The following is a 23,269-nucleotide window of genomic DNA, read 5'->3' as shown; positions in this document are numbered from 1 at the left end:
CAGGCGCTGCTTACTTGGCCGCTCGCTCTTTTTCGATGAGCTGATCAGCCACTTGCAGGGTTTGCTCCGGACCACCGGCAGAACCCAGGTCGAAGCGGTATTTGCCGTTGACGATCATGGTCGGTACGCCAGTGATTTCATACTTCTTGGCCAGTTCCTTGTACTGGGCGATCTTGCCCTTTACAGCGAACGAGTCGAAGGTCTTCAGGAACTCTTCCTTGTCGATGCCTTGAGTAGCCACGAATTCGGCCATGTCGTTCTTGTCGGTCAGACGCTTGCCGCCTTTCTGGATCGCCTCGAATACTGCGGCGTGAACCTTGTGCTCTACGCCCATGGTGTCCAGGGTGATGAACAGTTGGCCGTGGGCGTCCCAAGGGCCGCCGAACATGGCAGGAATACGGACGAAGTGAACGTCAGCAGGCAGCTTCTCGACCCATGGGTTGATGGTCGGCTCAAATGCGTAGCAGTGCGGGCAGCCGTACCAGAACATTTCCACAACTTCGATCTTGCCTGGCTCGGAAACAGGAACGGCGCTGCTCAGCACGGTGTACTGCTTACCGGCTTCGATAGGCTCGGCAGCGTGTGCCGTGATACCGAAAAGACTGGCGGCAACCAGTGCGGCGCTGAGAATCAGATTACGCATGCTTTACTCCTGAGGCTGGTTTGAGGGCCTTGCAACGACCGGGCTTCGACCGGCTCACAAGACGCGAGTTCGCTAGTGTAACGCTGGCAAGATCAAAAAAGGGTAGCCGAAGCTACCCTTTTTGAATGGAAAACCTGTTGGAACCGGCCTTGCCCGCGAAGAACGGTAACGAGGTGTTTCAGGGTTTTTGGAGTGCCGCTTCATGCGAGGCGCCTCCATCCACAAGCCGGCCCCACGTTATTATGTAGAACCTCTGCGAAATTCTATGTCGGCCCGCAGCCCCGTAGGACCGGCTTTAGCCGGGAGAGCGGTATTTCTAGCGAAAAATATTGGTGAATGCTCCAACGACCTCCCGGCTAAAGCCGGTCCTACGTCATCCGTGATTCCTGTGGGAGCCGGGCCAGGTCAGGCGGCTCCCACAGGATCAGCCATCAGTGAAGCCCCTGGATATACTGCGAAAGCGCCTCGATATCCTTGTTACTCAACTTGGCGGCTATTGAGCGCATGACCATGGTGTCGCCGTCATTGGTGCGGTCACCTTCGCGGAAGGCCACGAGCTGCTTTTTGATGTAATCAGCGTGTTGACCGCCCAGATGCGGAAACCCCGCTGGCGCGTTGCCCACGCCATTGGGCGAATGGCATCCGGTACAAGCCGGCATGCCCTCACTCAGCTTGCCGCCACGGAACAGTGCTTCACCGCGAGCGACCAGTTTCTCGTCAGCTGCGCCCACGCTGCCTTTCTGACTGGCGTAGAACGCGGCGATATCGTTGAGGTCCTGCTCGTTGAGACTGGTCAGCAAGCCGGTCATTTCAAGCACGACGCGCTTGCCGTCCTTGATTTCATGCAGTTGCTTAAGCGTATATCGCTGGCCTTGGCCCGCCAGCTTGGGGAAGTTTGGCACCAGGCTATTACCATCGGGGCCGTGGCAGGCACTGCAAACAGCGGTTTTGGCCTGGCCAGCAGCCGCGTCGCCGACTACCGTATCAGCCGCCTGAGCCGTGCCGCAGATACCCAGAGCCAGCAGCAGACTCACGAAAATTTTGTTCATCAGGTAATCCAGATCGGCTAAAGGTGAATAGTTTTATAGAGGTGGACTCGCTCATCCAGACGGACGAAGATTCGCGAATCCCCGCTATTGCGGTCTCTGCACAATCCACGCAACGGCATCACTTTGAACTCCTGAACACAGGCGACTCCAAAGCCTTCATACTCAGCAACCCTTTCAGGTTAAAAGCGGACTGCGTTCTAATGCGCTTATAGTTCTCGCTTGGCTGATGTAGCTTCCCGTGACCGGGACAAAGCACACACAAAATCTGCGGTAATTATATACTGGCCCCACTGAAACGGAAACGACACCTCTTGCCGCACCCCTTGCAGGCACCGCTCTCACCGGAAATCACATGCAACTCAAGAATCCCATCCTCGGCTTGTGCCAACAGGCAACCTTCATGCTCAGCGCAGCCAAAGTCGACCAGTGCCCGGACGACGACGGCTTTGAAGTGGCGTTCGCAGGACGCTCCAACGCAGGCAAGTCGAGCGCGCTGAATACCCTGACGCACGCCAGCCTGGCCCGTACATCGAAGACGCCAGGTCGTACGCAACTGCTGAACTTCTTCAAGCTGGACGATGAGCGACGCCTGGTCGACCTGCCGGGTTACGGCTACGCCAAAGTGCCAATCCCGCTGAAGCTGCACTGGCAGCGCCACCTTGAAGCGTATCTGGGCAGCCGGGAAAGCCTGAAAGGTCTGATTCTGATGATGGACATCCGTCACCCGATGACCGACTTCGACATCCTGATGCTGGACTGGTCCATCGCCAGCCACATGCCGATGCACATTCTGCTGACCAAGGCTGACAAGCTGACTTACGGCGCAGCCAAGAACACACTGCTCAAGGTTCAGTCAGAAATCCGCAAGGGTTGGGGCGATGCCGTCAGCATCCAGCTGTTCTCTGCACCAAAGCGCATGGGCCTGGAAGAAGCCTATACCGTGCTTGCAGGCTGGATGGAGCTGGAAGACAAGGCACCCGCCGAGTAAATCGCAGGCAAAAAAAACCCCGGACTTCATGTGGGGGAGGGGAAGTTCGGGGTTCAAGTTCCAGACTTCCATGGAGGGAAGCCGGATATCTGCCAACACTTAACACAACTAGGAGCATGACTGGCTTCTCAGCCAATCGAGTTCTCTGACCGGCGTTTCGAGGCGTAAGTTCCTGGCCCGCGGAAATTCTCCGATAGCCTTTGTGCAGACAGCTCTGTCCTGTTGGAGCGAGGCTTGCCCGCGATGCAGACGCCTCGGCCTGTCAGACACACCGCATTACCGTTCTTCGCGGGCAAGCCGGGCGCCCACATCCAGCGTGATCCCTGTGGGAGCCGAGCTTGCTCGCGATGCAGACGCCTCGGCCCGTCTGGCACACCGCGTTATCGTTCTTCGTCGGAATGCCGCCCAGACCAAGCCCAGCTCCCACATCCAGCGTGATCCCTGTAGGAGCGCGCTTGCCCGCGAATCAGACGCCTCGGTCGGTCAGGCACACCGCGTATCGTTCATCGCAGGCAAGCCCAGCTCCCACAGACAGCGTAATCCCTGTGGGAGCGAGGCTTGCCCGCGATGCAGACGCCTCGGCCCTTCAGACACACCGCGTTACCGTTCTTCGTCGGAATGCCGCCCAGACCAAGCTCGGCTCCAACAGGAGATCGCGTGCTTGCCCCGGCTCAGCGCCTGGTCAGTGCGCCTCATCCCAGTTATTGCCCACACCGACCTCAACCAGCAACGGAACATCCAGCTGGGCCGCGCCGCTCATGTGCGGGCGGATTTGCTCGCTGATCTGCTCGACCAGATCTTCGCGAACCTCCAGTACCAGCTCATCGTGCACCTGCAGGATGACTCTGGCGTCAAGCTTCGACGCCTCCAGCCAGCCGTTTACCGCCACCATGGCCTTCTTGATGATGTCTGCCGCCGTGCCCTGCATCGGCGCGTTGATCGCCATGCGCTCGGCGCCTTTGCGCAAGGCCTGGTTCTTGGCGTTGATGTCCGGCAAATACAGACGACGGCCGAAGATGGTCTCTACGAAGCCCTGTTCAGCGGCCTGCGTGCGAGTGCGCTCCATGTAATCCAGCACGCCCGGGTAGCGGGCGAAATAGCGATCCACATAGGCCTGAGACTGCTTGCGATCAACACCGATCTGCTTGGCCAGACCAAAAGCACTCATGCCATAAATCAGGCCGAAGTTGATCGCCTTGGCACTGCGACGCATGTCAGTTGTAACGTCCGCCAGCTCAACGCCGAAAACCTCCGCCGCCGTTGCCCGGTGAACGTCCAGATCATTGCGGAACGCGTGCAACAAACCTTCATCCTTGGCCAGGTGAGCCATGATGCGCAGCTCGATCTGCGAGTAGTCCGCCGCCAGCAGTTTGTAGCCCTTGGGCGCGACAAATGCCTGACGAATGCGGCGTCCTTCGGCGGTCCGGATCGGGATGTTCTGCAGGTTTGGATCACTGGAAGACAGACGACCCGTCACCGCCACCGCCTGATGGTAGGAGGTGTGAATGCGACCGGTGCGCGGGTTGATCTGCTCCGGCAAGCGGTCGGTGTATGTGCTCTTGAGCTTGCTCATCGAGCGATACTTCATCAACACCGTAGGCAGCGGAAAACCTTGCTCGGCCAATTCAGCGAGCACTGCTTCGGCAGTCGAGGCCTGCCCTTTGGCAGTCTTGCTCAGGACCGGCATGCCGAGTTTTTCATACAGGATGACGCCCAGTTGTTTCGGCGATCCCAGATTGAATTCTTCCCCGGCAATTTCGAACGCCTCGCGCTCAAGGGCAACCATCTTGTCGCCCAGCTCGACGCTTTGAATGCCCAGCAGTTTGGCGTCCACCAGCGCACCCTGGCGTTCGATACCCGCCAATACGGGCACCAGCGGCATTTCAATTTCGTTGAGCACCGGGGCCAGGCTCGGAATCGCAGCAAGCTTCGCCTGAAGCGCTTCGTGTAAGCGCAGCGTTATGTCAGCTTCCTGAGCCGCGTATTGCGCAGCCAGTTCCAGAGAAATCTGGTCGAACGTCAGTTGCTTCACGCCCTTGCCTGCGATGTCCTGAATATTCCCGGCGGCATGCCCCAGGTATTTCAGCGCAAGGCTTTCGCGGTCATGGCGGGTTGCGGTGGAATCCAGCACGTAGGATTCGAGCATGGTGTCGTAAAGCAGCCCCTGAACTTCAATGCCCTGACTCTGATCGCCGTCGATGGCGCAGTTAGCGAGGATATTGATATCGAACTTGGCGTGCTGACCGACTTTGATTTTGCTCGGGTCTTCCAGCAGCGGTTTGAGCTGCTTGAGTACGTGATCACGATCCAGTTGCTGCGGCACGCCCATGTAGGAGTGGGTCAGCGGGATGTAAGCGGCTTCGTGGGTCTGCACGGCAAATGACAAGCCCACCAGTTGCGCACGCTGGGCGTCCAGGCCGTTGCTCTGGGTCACGAACGCCACCAGCTTGGCGTCGTTGAGCTTCTTCAGCCAAACGTCGAGCTGGCTCTGCTCAAGGATGGTTTCGTAGCGAGACTCTGCCGGGGCCGGGGCTTCTTCGATGGCGATTTCCAGACCGACACGCTTGGCATCACGGTGCAGGTCTTCGATCCAGCTTTTGAATTCCAGCTCGGCGTAAAGCTCAAGCAGCGCTTCACGATCAGGCTCGGTGCAGTGCAGTTGATCCAGCTCGATATCCAGCGGGACGTCGATCTTGATGGTCGCCAGCTCGTAAGACAGGAACGCCATGGCACGATGTTCTTCGAGCTTGGCAGCCAGGGTTTTCGCGCCACGGATCGGCAGCGTTGCGACCATTTCGAGGTTTTCGTAAAGCTCTTTCAGGCCGCCGCCCACACCGACCAACAGGCCTACGGCGGTCTTTTCGCCAACGCCCGGCACGCCTGGAATGTTATCGACCTTGTCGCCCATCAGCGCCAGGTAATCGATGATGTGCTCAGGGCCGACGCCGAATTTCTCTTTCACGCCCGCCACGTCCTGGACGCTGCCGGTCATGGTGTTGACCAGCGTGATGTGCCCGTCGACCAACTGCGCCATGTCCTTGTCGCCGGTGGAAATGATTACCGGTCGGTCCGCTGCGGCGCTGCTGCGCGCCAGTGTGCCGATGACGTCGTCAGCTTCGACCCCGTCAACGCACAGCAACGGGTAACCCAAACCTTTCACACAGGCGTGCAGCAGATCGATCTGCACGCGCAAATCGTCCGGCATGCTTGGCCGGTTGGCTTTGTACTCGGCGTACAGGTCGTCACGGAATGTGCCGCCTTTGGCATCGAACACCACCGCGAACGGGCTGTCCGGGTATTGCCGACGCAGACTTTTGAGCATATTCAGAACGCCCTTCACGGCACCCGTGGGCAAACCCTTGGACGTGGCGAGCGGCGGCAGCGCATGAAAAGCGCGGTACAGATAAGAAGAACCGTCCACCAGGACGAGGGGAGCTTGGCTCATGAGCAGAATCAACCTTTTCGGCGGGGTCGGCGCTAGAATGCGAGGACCATTGACGACAAAGGGACAAGGTTATCATGCGCACAACAAATCGCCTGTTGCTGGCCGGCCTGTTTACACTCTGCCCGCTGATTGCTGTTGCTGCTGATGAGGCACCGTCAGGAGACCCGGACGTTACAATCCGCACCGAAGGTGACAGAACGATTCAGGAGTATCGCCAGAACGGCTTCCTGTATGCGATCAAGATCACCCCGAAAGGCGGTAAACCTTACTTTCTGGTGCGCGCCGATGGTACAGACGCCAATTTCATTCGTTCAGACCAACCGGATATGCTGATTCCATCGTGGAAAATATTCGAGTGGTAAGGTCCCACATTCACCTTTTTTGCTGGCAGCCCTGATATGTCCGTATTTACCCCCCTGGCTCGGCCCGAGCTGGAAACATTTCTCGCCCCTTACGGGCTAGGCCATTTACGTGACTTTCAAGGCATTGCCGCCGGAAGCGAAAACACCAACTACTTCATTAGCCTGGAGCAGGGCGAGTTCGTGCTGACCCTCGTGGAACGCGGTCCGGTTCAGGAAATGCCGTTCTTCATCGAATTACTGGACACGCTCCACGACGCTGATTTGCCGGTGCCATATGCCCTGCGTACTACGGACGGCGCGGCACTGCGCGAGCTGGCGGGCAAACCGGCGCTGCTGCAACCACGCCTGCCCGGCAAGCACATCAGCGTGCCGAACACGCAGCATTGCGTGCAAATCGGCGAGTTGCTGGGTCATCTGCACCTGGCGACCCGCGACAAGGTACTTGAGCGCAAGACTGATCGTGGCCTGGACTGGATGCTGGCCGAAGGCGCAACCCTGATTTCTCACCTGGAGGAAGCTCCCGGCGTATTGCTCAAAGCCGCGCTGGAAGAAATCGAACGGTTGAAACCGAAGATCATGGCGCTGCCCAAGGCCAATCTGCATGCGGACCTGTTCCGCGACAACGCGCTGTTCGAAGGTACACACCTGACCGGGCTGATCGATTTCTATAACGCCTGCTCCGGGCCGATGCTTTATGACCTGGCTATCGCGTTGAATGACTGGTGTTCGGACGAAGAGGGCAAGATCGACGCGCCACGCGGACGAGCCTTGCTGGGTGCCTACGCCGGGTTGCGCCCGTTCACGGCCGCTGAAGCCGAATTGTGGCCGACCCTGCTGCGCGTTGGCTGCGTGCGTTTCTGGCTGTCACGCTTGATTGCAGCGGAATCCAATGCGGGGCAAGACGTGCTGATCCATGATCCGATGGAATTCCAGAAGCGTCTGGAACAACGGCAGGAAACGCATTTGCCGCTGCCGTTTGCGTTGTAAGAGTCGGCTAGTCATCCCTGTAGGACCGGCTTTAGCCGGGAGAGCGGCATTTCTGACGAAAGAAATTCGGTGAATGTCGCGACGCCCTCCCGGCTAAAGCCGGTCCTACGGGAGTCCGTAGAACCATGTGAAAGCGATGGAGCCGCGCACGACCGTCACAAAGTCATAGACTCTCCAGGCACCCCACCAGATCATCCCCCAACTTGTTCAGCAGCAGCTCATACCCGGTCGCGTTTGCAGGGGTATCACCGCCCAATGCATCCAGCTCAGCCAGTTTTGCGGGCAATCCGGCCGTCAGGGTCTCGGCAAGGCGTGGGCGCAACGGCGGTTCGCTGAACACACAGGTCTTGCCTACTTCGGTCAAACGCGCACGCATGGCAGCGACATGCTGAGCCCCCGGCTGAACCTCGGCGGCAACGCTGAATACGCCCGCATGCTTGAGGCCATAAGCGTCTTCGAAGTAATCGAAAGCCTCATGGAAAACGAAGTACGGTTTGCCGGCGATTCCAGCTACACGGCCTTTGATTCGTGCATCAAGCGCGTCCAGACGCGCACTGAAAGCCTTCGCGTTACTGGCATACCGCGCAGCATTGGCTGGATCGACAGCGCTCAAGTCAGTGGCCATTTTTGCCGCGATCACCCGGGCATTGACCGAAGACAGCCACAAATGGGCGTCCAGGCTTCCGGGACGGTGGTCATGATCATGCTCGTCGTGGCCATGCTCATCGCCTTCCTCATGCGACGCACTGTCAGCGCCGAAGTGACGCAACTTCAAGCCCGGCAGGGATTGCACCGCAACGACCGGCAAAGTCCGGTTTTTCAGAACACGAGGCAGGAAGCCCTCCATGTCCGGACCGATCCAGTAGAGCAGATCCGATTGCTGCACGCGCCGTACGTCGGATGGCCGCAGCGCATAGTGATGTGGCGACGCCCCAGGCGGCAAAAGCACCTCCGGCGTACCGACACCGTCCTGCACTGCCGCTGCGATCAGCTGCAATGGCTTGATGCTGGTGAGAACGCGGACATCGGCCTGAACCGGGGAAATTGTCAGCAAACTTGCGGTTAAAGCGACAAATAGAGCAAAAAGACGGTACACGTGGGCCACTCATAGAAGGCTAGAACGGGTAACATAATAACGTCTCTAGCAAATATCGTCTCAGCTCATGCCTATTACACCGTTGGCCAGTCGCCCTCACGACCACTCCCATTGCGTGCATACCGCGCTTTCCGAAGCCGATACGCTGTGCGCCCAGAAAGGCCTGCGCCTGACTGCCCTGCGCCGTCGCGTGCTGGAACTCGTCTGGCAGAGCCATAAGCCATTGGGCGCGTACGACATTCTTGCCGTGCTCAGCGAAGAAGACGGCCGCCGTGCTGCGCCGCCTACCGTTTACCGGGCGCTGGATTTCCTGCTGGAAAACGGCCTGGTGCATCGCATCGCTTCGCTGAACGCCTTCACCGGCTGCAACCACCCGACTCACGTGCATCAAGGCCAGTTTCTGATTTGCCGTGAATGCAACGCTGCCATTGAGCTGCAAAGCCCGGCCATCAGCGATTCCGTGATCACTGCGGCCGCTGGCGTCGGCTTCGCGGTCGAAGGCCAGACCGTGGAAATCGTCGGGGTGTGTTCCGGCTGCAAGGCCGCCTGATGAGCAACGCGTTGATCAAGCTTGAGCACGTTGGCGTCTCCCTTTCCGGGCAGAACGTGCTGGAAAACATCCATCTGAGCGTCAAGCCTGGGGAAATCGTCACCCTGATAGGCCCTAATGGCGCGGGCAAGACGACGCTGGTGCGTGCCGTGCTGGGTTTGCTCAAGCCGGACACCGGCAGTGTCTGGCGCAAACCCAAGCTGCGCGTCGGCTATATGCCGCAGAAGCTGCACGTTGACCCGACGCTACCGTTGTCAGTGCTGCGCTTTCTGCGTCTGGTCCCTGGCGTGGACCGCGCAGCCGCACTGGCTGCGCTGGTTGAAGTCGGCGCGGAGAAGGTCATCGACAGCCCTCTGCAAGGTATTTCCGGCGGTGAGATGCAGCGCGTCCTGCTGGCTCGCGCCCTGTTGCGCGAACCGGAATTGCTGGTACTGGATGAGCCCGTGCAAGGCGTAGACGTTGCCGGGCAGGCCGAGCTGTATAGCCTGATCACTCGCCTGCGTGACCGCCATGGTTGCGGGGTGCTGATGGTTTCCCACGATCTGCATTTAGTGATGAGCACCACGGATCAAGTGGTCTGCCTGAACCGCCACGTCTGCTGTTCCGGGCATCCGGAGCAGGTCAGCCACGACCCGGCGTTCGTCGAGCTGTTCGGCAAGAACGCGCAAAGCCTGGCGATTTATCACCACCATCACGACCACGCCCATGATTTACATGGGGAAGTCGTCGAGGGCGCCGCCGATTCGGTCGGCCACATCCATACACATGTTCACGGAGACAGCTGCAAGCATGGCTGATTTTCTTCTCTACGCCTTGCTTGCTGGCCTGGCTCTGGCACTTGTCGCAGGACCGCTGGGTTCGTTCGTGGTCTGGCGACGCATGGCCTATTTTGGCGATACGCTTTCTCACGCTGCATTATTGGGCGTCGCGCTGGGTTTCTTGCTGGATGTCAGCCCGACGCTGGCAGTGACCGTCGGCTGCCTGCTGCTGGCGATCCTGCTGGTGACCTTGCAGCAACGTCAGCCGCTGGCCTCGGACACCCTGCTGGGGATTCTTGCGCCCAGCACGTTGTCTCTCGGGCTGGTGGTGCTCAGCTTCATGCACGACGTGCGGATCGACCTGATGGCGTATCTGTTTGGCGATTTGCTGGCGATCAGCCCCAATGATCTGATCTGGATCCTTGGCGGATCACTGGCAGTGCTGGTATTACTGATAGCACTTTGGCGCCCATTGCTGGCAGTTACCGTGCACGAAGAGCTGGCGAAGGTCGAAGGCCTGCCCGTTGCCGGTTTGCGCATGGCGCTGATGTTGTTGATCGCGGTGGTGATCGCTGTGGCGATGAAAATCGTCGGCGTTCTGCTGATTACATCGCTGCTGATCATTCCGGCCGCTGCGGCACAGCGTCACGCCCGTTCACCGGAACAGATGGCGTTCGGTGCAAGCGTGCTGGGCATAGTGGCCGTGTGTCTGGGGCTGTCGATGTCCTGGTTCAAGGACACCCCGGCAGGGCCTTCAATTGTGGTTTCAGCAGCGGCATTGTTCCTGCTGAGTTTTGTCCTACCCAAACGAGCGGTGTAGACTTGCTCGTTTTTTGCGCAATTAGAGAATCGCAGGAATGAAGCCGTTCGCATCCCGTTATCTGTTGCTTGCCGCATTTTCCGTCCTGTTGGCAGCCTGTCAAAGCGCGCCAACAGTCGAAGCGCCCGTGCCTGCAACTGAGGCAGACGGCTTCGCACAGCTCGAGCAAAGTATTACCAGCAATGAACTGGCCACTGCCGAAGATCAGTTGGCCAAACTGCAAGCTGCAGCGCCAACGGACATTCGTCTGGAGCCATTCCAGCGCCGTCTGGCAGAAGCATATCTGAGCCGCAGTCAGATTGGCCTGCAGAAGGGTGACGTCAACGCTGCCGCCACGGCCTTGAGCCGCGCACGGGCCTTGATGCCTAAAGCACCTGCGCTGACCAGTGGTGTCAACGGCGCTATCGCCCACGCTCGTAAAGCCGAGCTGGATCAGGCCGAAGCAGAGTTGAAAGCGGCTGAAGCCAAGCGCGTTGCCAAACTGATTGATCCGTCGGCAGAAAGCACGACTATCAAGCTCAAGATCGGCGATATGGCGCAATTACGTCGCCAGCTGGATGCGATTGCTGCCGATACCGTTGCCTTTAACTGCATCGTCCTGCTACAAGTGCCGCGCACAGACGATTACCCATGGCTGGCCACATTGCTGACCAAACGGGTGAACAAGATCAATCCGGATTTTGAACTGGAACTGCGCCGCAAGATTGAGCGCAATGAGACGGCGACGGTCGTTCTGAAGCCTGCTCAGCAATAAGCCTCCGGATGCAATCCCGGTAGGAGTGAACTTGTTCACGAGAGGTTCTATCTGACACACCGCATAGCGGCAGGATCGGCCGGGCGGCGCTCCGTTTCAGCCGGGAGGACTGCACTTCAAGCGCAGCAGATGTAGCGCCTGAACCAAAGCCCTCCCGGCTAAAGCCGGTCCTACGGAAATTCGTTTCCACACGATAGTAAAAAGGCGCCTTCCATGGCGCCTTTTCGTATCAAGCAGGAATCGCTTTAGCCTTCGGCTCACGATCCCAGACACGGTGCTGGGCTATCGCAGTGAAGAAAGGCTTGAACGACTTGCTGTCAGACACTTCCAGCAGCCCCGCATCCTTGTCCAGATGCAGCAGATCGATGATCTGTTTAGCCTCACCACTCACAGAAATCGCCTTGAGGTGTTTGTACGCCTCAAGCACATAGTGCAGTGCGACACCGTCGCCACTCAGCGCGGTCACCGAAGCAGCGCCACCTGGAATGAACACTGCGTCGAACGCTACCGAAGGCAAGCCTTCCATGGAAGCATCAACCGGCAGGCTCGCACCGCTGGCGGTTTTCACCGGCGCAGAAGTCGGACCAAGCACCTTGGCGTGAGCACCTTCAGCTTCCAGCGCCGCTTTCATGGCCGCGACAGCTTTGTCGTCCACACCGTTGGCAACCAGAATCGCCACTTTGCGCGACACGATATCGCCGGACAGCAGGTTCATCTGGCTAAGCAGAGGGGACTCTGCAAGCGATTGCTTCTTCGACGGCACGGTTGGAGCCGTTGGCGCAGGCAGACCGAGGTTCGCAGCGACACGACCTGCCAATTCCAGATCAATGTTGGCAAGAATCTCGTTCACCTGACGGGCACGAATGTGTTCGCGCTCAACCTTGCCCAACTCGAAGCTGTACGCCGCGATGATGTGCTCTTTCTCGGCATGGCTCATGCTGTTGAAGAACAGCGTGGCTTGCGAGAAGTGATCGGAGAACGATTCGCTACGCTGACGAACCTTGTGTGCCTCGATACGCTCTGGATAGGTCTCAAAGCCGCCATCTACCGGGCCAGCCGGAGTTTCTTTCGGCCAGCCGCCATCAATCGAGTTCGGCTCGTAAGAAGCGCGGCCCTTGTCGATGGTGGTGCGGTGCTGAGCGTCGCGCTGGCCGTTATGGTTCGGCGCAATAGGGCGGTTGATCGGGATTTCGTGGAAGTTCGGTCCGCCGAGACGGCTGATCTGGGTGTCTGTGTAGGAAAACAGACGACCTTGCAGCAGCGGGTCATTGGAGAAGTCGATACCCGGCACGACGTGACCAGGGCAGAACGCGACCTGCTCGGTTTCGGCGAAGTAGTTGTCCGGGTTGCGGTTGAGCACCATTTTGCCCAGTGGCGTCACGGGTACCAGTTCTTCCGGGATGATTTTGGTCGGGTCCAGAATATCGAAGTCGAACTTGTGCTCGTCCTCTTCTGCAACGATTTGCACGCCCAGTTCCCACTCAGGGTAATCACCGGTTTCGATGGATTCCCACAGATCGCGGCGATGGAAGTCGGTGTCTTTACCGGCCAGCTTCTGCGCTTCGTCCCACACCAGCGAGCAAACGCCGAATTTAGGCTTCCAGTGGAATTTTACGAAGGACGATTTGCCTTCGGTATTGATCATGCGGAACGTGTGCACGCCAAAACCCTGCATGGTGCGCAGGCTTTTCGGGATCGCCCGGTCGGACATAGTCCACAGCACCATGTGCGCGGACTCAGGCACCAGCGAGACGAAATCCCAGAAGGTGTCGTGAGCGGAACCACCAGTAGGAATTTCGTTATGCGGCTCAGGTTTGACCGCGTGAACGAAGTCCGGGAACTTGATGGCGTCCTGAATGAAGAACACCGGCATGTTGTTGCCAACCAGGTCGTAGTTGCCTTCATCGGTATAGAACTTCACCGAGAAGCCACGCACGTCACGCACGGTATCGCCGGAACCACGCGGGCCTTGCACGGTGGAAAAGCGCACAAACACAGGGGTTTGCTTGGCCGGGTCACGCAGGAAGCCCGCTTTACTCAGCGCCGCGTGATCTTCGTAAGCCTGAAAGTAACCATGTGCGCCAGTGCCGCGGGCATGGACAATGCGCTCTGGAATACGCTCATGGTCAAAGTGCGTGATTTTTTCACGCATGATGAAATCTTCCAGCAGCGACGGACCACGATCGCCGACCTTCAGTGTGTTCTGGTTGTCGGAGACCTTCACACCATGGTTGGTGCGCAGCGCCTGCTGGGTCGCGTCAGAGCGGAACTGCTCCAGACTTTCCAGCTTGGCGTTGGTGTTGCTGCGGTCCGGGGTATCGGTTCCTGCGAGTTCGCTTTTTGATGGGTCTGGCGTGTTCGTTGGTTTCTTCGTAGCCATTGGAAAAAAACTCCTCAATTACAGGCTGCCCTGTAGCCAGAACTGGCATCGGGCTTATAAACAGAAATCCCCGAAATCGAGTCTGGGGAAATCACGGCACTAAGAAAGTGACTGAGGAGATAAACAGGCGTTCCGTGTTTTTTTTGAAGATCGGGCGGGTGGTAGTAGAGCAGCAACCTCCGTAGGACCGGCTTTAGCCGGGAGGGCAGCCTTGCAACCATAAGATATGTATTGGATGTACTTCTCCCTCCCGGCTGAAGCCGGTCCTACGGGTTTGAGAAAACCACCCATCGCCTTATTCCATTTACACAGGTCTGTTATGAAATAAATGCTAAATCGATTCCGGCGGACAGGCTAAAATGCGCGCCCGGCCTATCCAGCCGATGCCAATCAGCCGGTGTGCGTCCTGCCGCTGCGCTGAATTTTTACCGCGCCCCCACAAGGTTCGCTAAGTGATCGAGTTCCATAACGTCCATAAAACCTATCGGGTGGCAGGCAAGGAAATTCCGGCCCTGCACCCTACCAGCCTGCGCGTTGAAGACGGTCAGGTGTTCGGCCTGATCGGCCATTCGGGGGCTGGCAAAAGCACCCTGCTGCGCCTGATCAACCGCCTGGAAACCCCGAGCGGCGGACAGATCATCGTTGACGCCGAAGACGTCACCGCCCTTGATGCCAATGGCTTGCGGCGTTTCCGCCAGCAGGTCGGGATGATCTTCCAGCACTTCAATCTGCTGTCCTCCAAAACCGTGGCCGACAACGTCGCCATGCCGTTGACCCTGGCCGGTGATATGTCCCGCGCCGAGATCGATCAGCGCGTGGCAGAACTGTTGGCACGGGTTGGCCTGTCCGACCACGCGAAGAAATACCCTTCGCAATTGTCCGGAGGGCAGAAGCAGCGTGTCGGCATCGCCCGCGCTCTGGCGACCAAGCCAAAAATCCTGCTGTGTGATGAAGCGACCAGCGCGCTGGACCCGCAAACCACCGCATCGGTCCTGCAACTGCTGGCCGAGATCAACCGCGAGCTGAAGCTGACCATCGTCCTGATCACCCACGAGATGGACGTGATCCGTCGCGTATGCGACCACGTCGCGGTCATGGACGCTGGCGTGATCGTCGAGCAGGGCAAGGTCGCCGATGTGTTTCTGCACCCGCAGCATCCGACCACCAAGCGCTTTGTTCAGGAACACGAGCAGATCGATGAAAACGAACAGCGCGATGACTTCGCCCACGTCGAAGGCCGCATCGTGCGTCTGACCTTCCAGGGTGAGGCGACCTACGCGCCACTGCTCGGTACTGTCGCGAGAGAAACCGGTGTGGATTACAGCATCCTGGCCGGGCGCATCGATCGCATCAAGGACACGCCTTACGGGCAGCTGACGCTGGCCATCACCGGCGGTGACATAGACGCCGCCTTCGCTCGCTTCACCGCCGCGGATGTTCATATGGAGGTGCTGCGCTGATGGACGCTCTACTGACTTTATTCCCCAATGTCGATTGGGCCGAGATCTGGATCGCTACCCTCGACACCCTGAACATGCTCGTTGTGTCTCTGGGCTTTACCGTGCTGCTCGGTTTGCCACTGGGTGTGATCCTGTTCCTCACGTCGCCACGCCAGTTGCTCGAAAACAAAGGCCTGTACTCAGTGCTGGCGGTAATCGTCAACTTGCTGCGGGCTTTGCCGTTTATCATCCTGCTGATCGTGATGATGCCCGTGACCGAGATCATCACCGGCACCACGCTGGGCATCCTCGGCACGTTGCCACCGCTGATCGCGGGCGCCACGCCGTTCTTTGCACGTCTGGTGGAAACCGCGCTGCGTGAAGTGGATCGCGGCATCATCGAAGCGACTCAGGCAATGGGCGCCACCACGCGGCAGATCATCGTCAAGGCGCTGTTGCCAGAAGCTCGCCCCGGCATCCTGGCCGCTGTTACCGTTACGGCGATTGCGCTGGTGTCGTTCACCGCCATGGCGGGTGCCGTCGGCGCGGGCGGGCTGGGCGACCTGGCGATTCGTTACGGTTACCAGCGTTTCCAGAACGATGTGATGTTTGTGACGGTCGTATTGCTGCTGGTGCTGGTGCAAATCCTGCAAACCATTGGCGACAAACTGGTCGCGCACTTTTCCCACCGCTAGTTTTTGGCCGATCCCCCTCGGCAATAGCCCGCCAGATTGGCGGGCTCTCAAAGGAGTTGATGTATGAAGAAGCTGTTGGCCGTATTTGCTGCTGTTGCTGCGTTGTCCGCACACGCTGATGAAACCCTGACCGTTGCGGCCAGTGCCGTACCGCATGCCGAGATTCTCGAATTCGTGAAGCCGACCCTGGCCAAAGAAGGCGTGGACCTGCAAATCAAGGTCTTCAATGACTACGTGCAGCCTAACGTGCAAGTTGCACAGAATCGTATGGACGCCAACTTCTTCCAGCACCAGCCGTATCTGGATGAGTTCAACAAGGGTAAGGGCACTGATCTGGTGAGCGTGGCCAAGGTTCACGTAGAACCGTTCGGTGCTTATTCGGACAAGATCAAGAACCTGGCCGATTTGCCGGACGGTGCCAACGTTGCGTTGCCTAACGATGCCACCAATGAAGGCCGTGCGTTGCTGCTCCTGGCCAAAGGCGGCTTGATCACCCTGAAAGACCCAACCAGCATTCTCGCCAAGCCAAGCGATGTGCTGCAAAACCCGAAAAACCTGAAGTTCCGCGAGCTGGAAGCTGCAACCCTGCCTCGTGTGCTGACTCAGGTTGATCTGGCCCTGATCAACACCAACTACGCGCTGGCGGCCAAACTTGATCCAACCAAGGACGCGCTGATCATCGAAGGTGCCGAGTCGCCTTACGCCAACATTCTCGTGACGACTCAGGCCAACAAGGATGCGGACGCCATCAAGAAGCTGGTTGCCGCCCTGCAAAGCCCGGAAGTGAAAGCGTTCATCGCCGAGAAGTACAAAGGCGCAGTGGTTCCGGCTTTTTAAGCTGAATCACCGCGACTTGCAGATCCTGTTGGAGCGAGGCTTGCCCGCGAATGAAGCGCCTCAGGTCTATCAGAACGACCTGCCATCGTTCTTCGCGGGCAAGTCGGATTGCCGCCCACTCGCTCCAACAGAAAACAGTCCCTGCCAGGCGCTGCCAACTCACTCCCGCTCCAACAACCCCGGCAACTGCGCCAGCAGCTTCTGATTGTTGAACGGCGCACGAATGAACCCGCGCTGATTGCCGTCAGGCCCGAGCAACGCAAGGTTGCCGCTATGGTCCACGGTGTAGCCCGGTTTACTGGTATCGGCCGGAATAAACGGAATGCTCACGCTGTTGGCCAGCTTCTGAATGTCCGGGACGCTGCCGGTCAACCCTACAAAGTCCTTATCGAAATAACCCAGATACTGTTTGAGCTGCTGCGGCGTATCGCGGTTGGGATCGACGCTGACCAGCACCACTCGCAATTTGCTCAACGTCTCCTGAGGTAGTTCGCTCTTGATCTGACGCAACTGGGCGAGGGTGGTAGGGCAGATGTCCGGGCAATAGGTGTAGCCGAAAAAAAACAGCGTCCACTTGTCCTTGAACCCGTTGACCTGCACTGGCTGGCCGTCCTGATCGGTCATGGTCAGGTCTGGCAGCTTGCGGCTTTGGGGCAGCAGAATGATCCCGGCATCGATCAAAGCGGTCTGGTCACTAGCGCTGTTGCCGGACAACACACGATTGACGGCATAGCCCAAAATCAAAGCGACGAGGGCGACCAGGATGAAAACGGTTTTCTGGGTTCGAGTCATGAGATCAGCAGTAATGGGTCTTGTGGTGGCGGAGCGCAGATTGCAATGGCGTGCCACGTTACAGCACGGACGCCCGAATCAGGAAGAGAACTCGATGCACCCAGCAACGGCTAACCGCCGCTTTTCGAGGCAGGCGTTTTGCTGGAGGTCACGTTGAACAAGGTGTATCCCAGCGTTAGCTGTTCGATGTCTTTCGGCAAGTCGTAGTCGACGATGAAACGCACCAGCATTTCCACACGCTCACCCGGCTGCAGCACTTGCTGGGTGAAGCAAAAGCATTCTGTCTTGTGAAAGTACGCCGCTGCGGAGCCTGGCGAGATGCTCGGCACTGCCTGAGCTGTCATGGGCTGGTCTGTGGGGTTCTGGGCGATGAACCACATGTCATTAACGGCGCCGGGATGTACTTCCAGTTGATCGGCTTTAGGGTAAAAGCCCCACACCATGTTCACGGCATTGGACGACAGGAACTTCACCCGTACCTGACGGCTTTCATCGACCCGTTGCGAGCGCTGATCATCGCCAGCGTTGCCATGAATGCCCAATACCCGAGACGCACCATTGAACAGCGGAACTGCAGAAACGCCGAGAGCAAACATGACGATAATCACCAGCAGCAGGCGGACGATCTGGGACTTGGAAAAACGGGGGGCATTCATACCCATACAGTCGACCTGATGAAAGTGAAATGCGCGCCATGAGGTGGTGACCGAGGATTGGCGACGCGGAAGAAAGTGTGGGTCTCGACACTAGCCAATGCCTATCACTGACCTGCCAAAAACCGAGTATAGACAGGCCCCGGAGGCGTGCAACGCGCTGGCAAAATCCGGAAAATGTCGCCCGCGAGTTGCCGCGTCAAAAATTTAAGAGGCAATATTGGCGCAAATGGCGCTTTTAATAGCCAATACACATATATGTGAACCTGTTATGACAAAAACGTCTTAGCCTTTCGTTCAGGCAGGCTAACGTATGGTCTCCCGTTATTCGTACCCTGGTTTTCCACCCTCAGGAGCATTCATGAACACCGCCGCTTTGCGCGAGCAGATACAACGTGCGCATCAACACGAGGCCGAGACCGGCCAGTTATTGCGACAACTTGAAACCCAGTTACCGCACCTGCACCCTGCCATTCACCTGCCAGAAGTCGATGCGCGTGGCGTACTGACGCGTTTTGTCACCGCCTACATCGACCTGGTGCCGGATTTGCTGGACGCCGCTCATGAGGTCGCCGTTGAGGCGGGCATCGAAGGGCAGATCAAGCCGGTGCTGAAAATCGCCGAGCACTTCTTCACGGCACCACCCGCCATCATGGACGGCCACGAGGGCCTCGACAGCCTGCTGGACGAGGCCTATCTGGCGCATCGTCTGGTTGAAGAAGTGAATGATCTATACATCAAGCATTTCGCCCGCCCGCTGATCCCGTCCAATACCGTGGTCGCCAGTGTTATCGCCCACCAGTTGATTGGTGAGTCGTTCGCCAACCAGTTGGACGAAGCGGTGCATCACGCTGTCGATCAGTTGCTTGATGAGGAAAGCTTTGAGCTGGAATCCGTGGAAGCTTACCGCGACCGCCTGAGCAGCCCGGACACCGAAGCCGCCTGGAAGCGCTGGCCATGCCTGTCGCGCCAGCTGGGGCTTGGGCTGGCCCTGGATCGAGGTTAACGGATCGCCAATAACCCCGTAGGACCGGCTTTAGCCGGGAGAGGGCCAGTACGGTCCCATATATCTTCTGTCATGAATAAAGCCCTCCCGGCTAAAGCCAGTCCTACGGCTATGGATTGCCCGAAGGAATAGATTTAGCCGTGAGGACTGTTCATAACCTCAAGCCTGCGACGCCGCCGATCCAATTCCGGTAGTCGTCGTCAACCGACCTTCCAGCCTGCGCTTCAATCTCCGAGGCTCGATGATCAAACGCGAGCCCTGAGCAGCGTTGGCGCGGCCCCATTCTTCCAGCAGTTCAAGGCAGGAATGGTCGATGTAGCTCAGGTTGCTCATCGGCACATAAACCTTGCTGCCCGCTGGAATAGTCTCCAGCACCTTGGTCAGCGCCGGGACTTTCAGGAAGGTAGCGGAACCGACCATGCGCAACTCGAACTCGCCTTCAACGTCGGTGGGCACCAGGTTGATCTTCAAACGCGCAGCTTGCAGCGCCAGTTTGACCAGGGTCAGACCGAAACCGACCAGCACACCTGTCAGCAGATCGGTAAAGATGATCGCCGCAGCGGTGGCCGCGTAGGTGAACATCGGCATCCGGCCATAACGGCCCAGGCCACGAAAAGCCTTGAGGTCTACCAGTTTGCAACCGGTGTACACCAACACACCTGCCAGACTCGCCACCGGAATGCTTTGCAGCACGCTGGACAGCAGCAACACGAACGCCAGCAACCAGAGGCCGTGGAACATCGCCGACATACGTGTCTTGGCACCCGCCTGAACGTTGGCGGAGCTGCGCACGATCACGCCCGTCATGGGCAATGCGCCTACCAGACCGCACAGCACATTACCGACGCCTTGAGCACTCAGCTCTTTGTCGAAGTCCGAGCGCTGCCCGTCATGCATCCGGTCTACCGCGGCCGCAGAGAGCAAGGTTTCTGCACTGGCGATAAAAGCGACCGCAAAGGCAGCAATCAGAATCGCTGGATCGGCAAGGTTCATCAGGTCGGCAGGACGCAACCAGTCGATGGCTTCAGCCAGGTTATCCGGCACTTCCACACGCTTGACCTGCATCACTAAAGCGATACTGGCAAAGGTCGCCAGGCCGACACCCAGCAGGGCGCCCGGAACGAAGCGCAGCGACTGAGGACGAAACTTGTCCCACACCCACATCACCAGAATCGTACCCAGACCGAGAGCTCCGGCTTGCATGCCGCTGCCCGGGCCAATAGCCTGGATCAGGGTAGAAGGGAAGGCAACGAGGTTATCCAGGCCGGACGGTTTGGGCCCGCCATCAAACATGACGTGCGCCTGAGAGAGCACGATCAGCACACCGATACCGGCGAGCATGCCGTAGACCACCGCCGGAGCTGTGACGCGGAACCAGCAACCGAGCTTGAAGCGCCCGGCAAGAATTTGCAGCACACCCGCCAGTAGCAGGATCGGACCGAGCATGGCCATGCCGTGTTCGCGGACCACCTCGAAGACCAAGACCGCAAGGCCTGCAGCCGGGCCGCTGACTTGCAGCGGTGAGCCTGCCAACCAACCCACCACCAGGCCGCCGATGATGCCGGTGATCAGTCCTTTGGCCGGTGGCATACCGGAAGCGATAGCGATCCCCATACACAGGGGCAATGCAACCAGAAAAACGACTACGGAAGCTAGAAGCTCTCTGGGCAAAACGGATTTCAATTGAGCGAGGCTCATGATGACTCTCCGGGATTCTTCAGACGTGACGACGCCTCACGGCGCGCTGGTAGCGCACCGTCAGGTGTCTGAACGAGGTGAAAGTCGCGTTTTTTAGTAGCGAGACTTCGGCGTGGCAACCGGTGTCGGATGGTCGCCATCCAACTCCAGGAAACGACCTTTTTCGGCATCGTAGGCTTTGATGCCACAGGTTTCGATGTCGTACACCCAACCATGGATGAACAACTCGCCGCTGGCCAGCTTCGACGCTACTGATGGGTGAGTACGCAAGTGTTGAAGTTGTGCGATGACGTTCTCTTCGGTGAGGACATGCATCGTTTCTTTTTCGCCGGTGCAACTGCAGTTGTCTTCAACCACAGTACGGGCGACCTCGGCGTGTCGCAGCCAGGCTTTGACCGTCGGCATTTTTTCCAGCGTGTGCGGGTTGAGTACAGCGCGCATGGCGCCGCAGTCGGAGTGGCCGCAGACGATGATGTGGTGCACGCCCAACGCCATGACGGCGTATTCGATAGCGGTGGAAACACCGCCGTTCATGGGACCATACGGAGGAACTACGTTACCGACGTTACGCGTCACGAACAGGTCGCCAGGCGAGCTGTTGGTGATGAGCTCCGGCACAATCCGGGAGTCGGCACAGGTAATGAACATGGCACGCGGCTGCTGGGCCGTTGCGAGTTTCTTGAACAGTTCTTCCTGCTCAGGAAAAACTTCAGAGCGAAAACGTTTGAAGCCTTCAACAATGTGAGCCAGCGCTACGTCGGAAGTTTCGGCCTCAGGCTTAACGTCTACCGACGTAGCTGAAACCTGCTTATCCATGTCACTCATGTCTAATCCTCTTTGACGGATTGATGTGGATTTATTGCTGCAACCCTGACAACAGGCATCGCGTCCAAATCCATTTGCCCGCGCCCAACGGGGTCATGCAGATTTACAGGCTAACCGTCAAAACTTAACTGAAACTGAATGTAGCGCTCTGGATCAAGGGTTACAGCCCAACGGCACTAGTGGCATTTGAATGGCCTGCAACCCTGATTTTTCCGTTATCCCTCGCAAACGCTACTGAAAGCTTCGACAACCTTCGGCAGATTCTGCTCGTTCAGCCCGGCCATGCAAACCCGGCCACTGCTGATCAGATAAACGGCGTGCTCGTTTCTCAGTCGGTCAACCTGTGCACTGCTGAAACCTGTGTAACTGAACATGCCACTTTGCGTGAGGATATAGCTGAAGTCACGTTGTGGCATTTTTTCCTTGAGAGCAGCCACCAGTTTTACGCGCATCTCGATGATGCGCAGACGCATAGCTTCCACTTCAGCGAGCCACTGGTTACGCAAAATTGGATCGTTAAGCACCGCGGACACTACCAGCGCGCCGTGTTTCGGCGGACTGGAGTAGTTACGGCGGACGGTGGCCTTGAGCTGGCCAAGCACTTTGTCGGCCATGGCAGCATCAGGGCAGACGATAGACAAACCACCGACCCGCTCGCCGTACAGGGAGAAGATTTTCGAAAACGAGTTGCTGACCAGTACCGTCAGACCAGCATCAGCCATAGCTCGAATGGCGTAGGCATCTTCACTCATACCAGCACCGAAACCCTGATAAGCAGTGTCCAGGAAAGGAATCAGCTTGCGCGCGCCGATCAGTTCAATGAGCTGATCCCACTGGGCAATGGTCAGGTCCGCGCCGGTCGGGTTGTGGCAGCACGGGTGCAGCAGGACGATGCTGTGCGCGGGCAACTTCTGCAGCGAGGCGAACATGGCGTCGAAATTCACGCCACCGGTCGCGGCATCGAAATACGGATACGTGTTGACCTTGAAGCCTGCGCCGCCGAACAACGCGTGATGGTTCTCCCACGTCGGATCGCTGACCCAGACCTGAGAGTCCGGATAAGCCGACTTCAGGAAGTCCGCGCCGACCTTCAATGCTCCCGAGCCGCCTACGGTCTGGATAGTTGCAATGCGTCCGGCCAGCAGAGCAGGGTGCTGCTCGCCGAACAACAATGCCTGCACGCCCTGACGGTAAGGAGCAAGGCCTTCCATTGGCAGATACACGCAAGGAGGCTGCTTGCCCTCAAGTAGTGTGCTCTCGGCTTCTACTGCAGAAGCCAGACGCGGGATTTGCCCAAGGTCGTCGTAGTACAGACCGATACTGAGGTTGACCTTTTCGGTGTTGGGATCTTTTTGATAAGTATCCATCAACGACAGGATCGGATCACCGGCATAGGACTCAACGTGGGCAAACATGGCAGACAACTCCTGATGAAAAAGGCGGGCGCGACATAACGGGGTAAGCAAGCCTATGGGAAAACTCCATAGCTCAC

Annotated in this window: 21 protein-coding genes; 11 read left to right on the top strand and 10 right to left on the bottom strand. The window is 58.2% G+C overall.

What is annotated here, in order from left to right; translation table 11 throughout:
- Positions 1-10 precede the first annotated feature (10 nt).
- Together AO242_RS21230 and AO242_RS21225 are read right to left on the bottom strand one after the other, a co-directional pair.
- Positions 11-643 carry a thiol:disulfide interchange protein DsbA/DsbL gene (locus AO242_RS21230; protein WP_099270248.1) on the bottom strand — a complete coding sequence of 211 codons (633 nt, stop codon included), beginning with the start codon at positions 641-643 and terminating at the stop codon, positions 11-13.
- A gap of 431 nt (positions 644-1,074) precedes the next feature.
- The gene (locus tag AO242_RS21225) at positions 1,075-1,692 is read right to left on the bottom strand and encodes a c-type cytochrome (protein ID WP_099270247.1); all 618 of its coding nucleotides are present in this window, start codon (positions 1,690-1,692) and stop codon (positions 1,075-1,077) included.
- Positions 1,693-2,044: 352 nt separating this feature from the next.
- Between AO242_RS21225 and yihA the strand changes: the two genes are divergently transcribed.
- Entirely contained in the window at positions 2,045-2,680 is a 636-nt protein-coding gene (yihA, locus tag AO242_RS21220) for a ribosome biogenesis GTP-binding protein YihA/YsxC (RefSeq protein ID WP_099270246.1), read from the top strand.
- 682 nt (positions 2,681-3,362) lie between these two features.
- On the opposite strand, the gene polA is transcribed toward yihA, so the two are convergent.
- The gene (gene polA, locus AO242_RS21210) at positions 3,363-6,125 is read right to left on the bottom strand and encodes a DNA polymerase I (protein ID WP_099270244.1); all 2,763 of its coding nucleotides are present in this window, start codon (positions 6,123-6,125) and stop codon (positions 3,363-3,365) included.
- Positions 6,126-6,199: 74 nt separating this feature from the next.
- Here polA and AO242_RS21205 point away from each other — a divergent pair, with 74 nt between their 5' ends.
- On the top strand, positions 6,200-6,487 hold the full coding sequence (locus AO242_RS21205) for a DUF2782 domain-containing protein (protein ID WP_027902794.1): 288 nt from the start codon (positions 6,200-6,202) through the stop codon (positions 6,485-6,487).
- 36 nt (positions 6,488-6,523) lie between these two features.
- The gene (locus tag AO242_RS21200) at positions 6,524-7,474 is read left to right on the top strand and encodes a homoserine kinase (RefSeq protein WP_099270243.1); all 951 of its coding nucleotides are present in this window, start codon (positions 6,524-6,526) and stop codon (positions 7,472-7,474) included.
- 163 nt (positions 7,475-7,637) lie between these two features.
- Here the strand turns inward: AO242_RS21200 and AO242_RS21195 are convergent, their stop codons facing one another.
- The gene (locus AO242_RS21195; protein ID WP_373562238.1) at positions 7,638-8,570 is read right to left on the bottom strand and encodes a zinc ABC transporter substrate-binding protein; all 933 of its coding nucleotides are present in this window, start codon (positions 8,568-8,570) and stop codon (positions 7,638-7,640) included.
- Positions 8,571-8,637: 67 nt separating this feature from the next.
- Between AO242_RS21195 and AO242_RS21190 the strand changes: the two genes are divergently transcribed.
- From AO242_RS21190 to AO242_RS21175, 4 genes are read left to right on the top strand one after another with little or no spacing between them, the layout of a single operon-like run.
- Positions 8,638-9,120 (top strand): Fur family transcriptional regulator, encoded by a 483-nt coding sequence (locus tag AO242_RS21190; protein WP_027902797.1) that lies wholly within the window; start codon positions 8,638-8,640, stop codon positions 9,118-9,120.
- The gene (gene znuC, locus AO242_RS21185; protein WP_099270241.1) at positions 9,120-9,917 is read left to right on the top strand and encodes a zinc ABC transporter ATP-binding protein ZnuC; all 798 of its coding nucleotides are present in this window, start codon (positions 9,120-9,122) and stop codon (positions 9,915-9,917) included. Before AO242_RS21190 ends, znuC begins: the two co-directional genes overlap by 1 nt.
- Complete coding sequence (gene znuB, locus AO242_RS21180) at positions 9,910-10,698, top strand: zinc ABC transporter permease subunit ZnuB (RefSeq protein ID WP_027902799.1); 789 nt, start codon at positions 9,910-9,912, stop codon at positions 10,696-10,698. Before znuC ends, znuB begins: the two co-directional genes overlap by 8 nt.
- Before the next feature lie 37 nt (positions 10,699-10,735).
- Positions 10,736-11,452: a PA5502 family lipoprotein gene (locus tag AO242_RS21175; RefSeq protein ID WP_099270240.1), complete on the top strand. Its 717-nt coding sequence runs from the start codon at positions 10,736-10,738 to the stop codon at positions 11,450-11,452.
- Positions 11,453-11,681: 229 nt separating this feature from the next.
- On the opposite strand, the gene katE is transcribed toward AO242_RS21175, so the two are convergent.
- Positions 11,682-13,832, bottom strand: coding sequence for a catalase HPII (gene katE, locus AO242_RS21170; RefSeq protein ID WP_099270239.1), 2,151 nt, complete (start codon positions 13,830-13,832; stop codon positions 11,682-11,684).
- A 452-nt stretch (positions 13,833-14,284) separates the two neighbouring features.
- Here katE and AO242_RS21165 point away from each other — a divergent pair, with 452 nt between their 5' ends.
- The 3 genes from AO242_RS21165 (at position 14,285) to AO242_RS21155 (ending at position 16,803) form a co-directional block, all read left to right on the top strand.
- Complete coding sequence (locus tag AO242_RS21165; protein ID WP_027902802.1) at positions 14,285-15,292, top strand: methionine ABC transporter ATP-binding protein; 1,008 nt, start codon at positions 14,285-14,287, stop codon at positions 15,290-15,292.
- Positions 15,292-15,966: a methionine ABC transporter permease gene (locus tag AO242_RS21160; protein ID WP_099270238.1), complete on the top strand. Its 675-nt coding sequence runs from the start codon at positions 15,292-15,294 to the stop codon at positions 15,964-15,966. The genes AO242_RS21165 and AO242_RS21160 overlap by 1 nt, the downstream gene beginning before the upstream one ends.
- Positions 15,967-16,029: 63 nt before the next feature.
- Complete coding sequence (locus tag AO242_RS21155; RefSeq protein WP_027902804.1) at positions 16,030-16,803, top strand: MetQ/NlpA family ABC transporter substrate-binding protein; 774 nt, start codon at positions 16,030-16,032, stop codon at positions 16,801-16,803.
- A 159-nt stretch (positions 16,804-16,962) separates the two neighbouring features.
- Here the strand turns inward: AO242_RS21155 and AO242_RS21150 are convergent, their stop codons facing one another.
- Positions 16,963-17,595: an SCO family protein gene (locus AO242_RS21150; RefSeq protein WP_099270237.1), complete on the bottom strand. Its 633-nt coding sequence runs from the start codon at positions 17,593-17,595 to the stop codon at positions 16,963-16,965.
- A 110-nt stretch (positions 17,596-17,705) separates the two neighbouring features.
- Positions 17,706-18,251: a cytochrome c oxidase assembly protein gene (locus tag AO242_RS21145; RefSeq protein ID WP_099270347.1), complete on the bottom strand. Its 546-nt coding sequence runs from the start codon at positions 18,249-18,251 to the stop codon at positions 17,706-17,708.
- Positions 18,252-18,609: 358 nt separating this feature from the next.
- Between AO242_RS21145 and AO242_RS21140 the strand changes: the two genes are divergently transcribed.
- Positions 18,610-19,254, top strand: coding sequence for a hypothetical protein (locus AO242_RS21140; RefSeq protein ID WP_027897974.1), 645 nt, complete (start codon positions 18,610-18,612; stop codon positions 19,252-19,254).
- A gap of 159 nt (positions 19,255-19,413) precedes the next feature.
- Here AO242_RS21140 and AO242_RS21135 read toward each other — a convergent pair whose 3' ends face one another.
- The 3 genes from AO242_RS21135 to AO242_RS21125 all read right to left on the bottom strand — a co-directional run bounded on the left by AO242_RS21135 (position 19,414) and on the right by AO242_RS21125 (position 23,192).
- The gene (locus AO242_RS21135; protein WP_099270236.1) at positions 19,414-20,952 is read right to left on the bottom strand and encodes a SulP family inorganic anion transporter; all 1,539 of its coding nucleotides are present in this window, start codon (positions 20,950-20,952) and stop codon (positions 19,414-19,416) included.
- Between the two features lie 93 nt (positions 20,953-21,045).
- On the bottom strand, positions 21,046-21,777 hold the full coding sequence (locus AO242_RS21130; protein WP_027898489.1) for a carbonic anhydrase: 732 nt from the start codon (positions 21,775-21,777) through the stop codon (positions 21,046-21,048).
- A 215-nt stretch (positions 21,778-21,992) separates the two neighbouring features.
- Positions 21,993-23,192, bottom strand: a complete 1,200-nt coding sequence (locus AO242_RS21125) for an amino acid aminotransferase (RefSeq protein ID WP_099270235.1) — start codon at positions 23,190-23,192, stop codon at positions 21,993-21,995.
- Positions 23,193-23,269: the final 77 nt, after the last annotated feature.

This window comes from Pseudomonas sp. ICMP 561, from assembly GCF_002699985.1.
In the GTDB taxonomy this organism is placed as follows: Bacteria; Pseudomonadota; Gammaproteobacteria; order Pseudomonadales; family Pseudomonadaceae; genus Aquipseudomonas; species Aquipseudomonas quasicaspiana.
Note: the sequence above shows the minus strand (reverse complement) of the source record. Positions and strands in the feature narration are given on the sequence as shown.

Bases quoted from the DNA above. Each gene is read 5' to 3' on its own strand.
- AO242_RS21230 (WP_099270248.1), bottom strand. From the start codon at position 643: ATGCGTAATCTGATTCTCAGCGCCGCACTGGTTGCCGCCAGTCTTTTC.
- AO242_RS21225 (WP_099270247.1), bottom strand. From the start codon at position 1,692: ATGAACAAAATTTTCGTGAGTCTGCTGCTGGCTCTGGGTATCTGCGGC.
- yihA (WP_099270246.1), top strand. From the start codon at position 2,045: ATGCAACTCAAGAATCCCATCCTCGGCTTGTGCCAACAGGCAACCTTC.
- polA (WP_099270244.1), bottom strand. From the start codon at position 6,125: ATGAGCCAAGCTCCCCTCGTCCTGGTGGACGGTTCTTCTTATCTGTAC.
- AO242_RS21205 (WP_027902794.1), top strand. From the start codon at position 6,200: ATGCGCACAACAAATCGCCTGTTGCTGGCCGGCCTGTTTACACTCTGC.
- AO242_RS21200 (WP_099270243.1), top strand. From the start codon at position 6,524: ATGTCCGTATTTACCCCCCTGGCTCGGCCCGAGCTGGAAACATTTCTC.
- AO242_RS21190 (WP_027902797.1), top strand. From the start codon at position 8,638: ATGCCTATTACACCGTTGGCCAGTCGCCCTCACGACCACTCCCATTGC.
- znuC (WP_099270241.1), top strand. From the start codon at position 9,120: ATGAGCAACGCGTTGATCAAGCTTGAGCACGTTGGCGTCTCCCTTTCC.
- znuB (WP_027902799.1), top strand. From the start codon at position 9,910: ATGGCTGATTTTCTTCTCTACGCCTTGCTTGCTGGCCTGGCTCTGGCA.
- AO242_RS21175 (WP_099270240.1), top strand. From the start codon at position 10,736: ATGAAGCCGTTCGCATCCCGTTATCTGTTGCTTGCCGCATTTTCCGTC.
- katE (WP_099270239.1), bottom strand. From the start codon at position 13,832: ATGGCTACGAAGAAACCAACGAACACGCCAGACCCATCAAAAAGCGAA.
- AO242_RS21160 (WP_099270238.1), top strand. From the start codon at position 15,292: ATGGACGCTCTACTGACTTTATTCCCCAATGTCGATTGGGCCGAGATC.
- AO242_RS21155 (WP_027902804.1), top strand. From the start codon at position 16,030: ATGAAGAAGCTGTTGGCCGTATTTGCTGCTGTTGCTGCGTTGTCCGCA.
- AO242_RS21150 (WP_099270237.1), bottom strand. From the start codon at position 17,595: ATGACTCGAACCCAGAAAACCGTTTTCATCCTGGTCGCCCTCGTCGCT.
- AO242_RS21145 (WP_099270347.1), bottom strand. From the start codon at position 18,251: ATGAATGCCCCCCGTTTTTCCAAGTCCCAGATCGTCCGCCTGCTGCTG.
- AO242_RS21140 (WP_027897974.1), top strand. From the start codon at position 18,610: ATGAACACCGCCGCTTTGCGCGAGCAGATACAACGTGCGCATCAACAC.
- AO242_RS21135 (WP_099270236.1), bottom strand. From the start codon at position 20,952: ATGAGCCTCGCTCAATTGAAATCCGTTTTGCCCAGAGAGCTTCTAGCT.
- AO242_RS21130 (WP_027898489.1), bottom strand. From the start codon at position 21,777: ATGAGTGACATGGATAAGCAGGTTTCAGCTACGTCGGTAGACGTTAAG.
- AO242_RS21125 (WP_099270235.1), bottom strand. From the start codon at position 23,192: ATGTTTGCCCACGTTGAGTCCTATGCCGGTGATCCGATCCTGTCGTTG.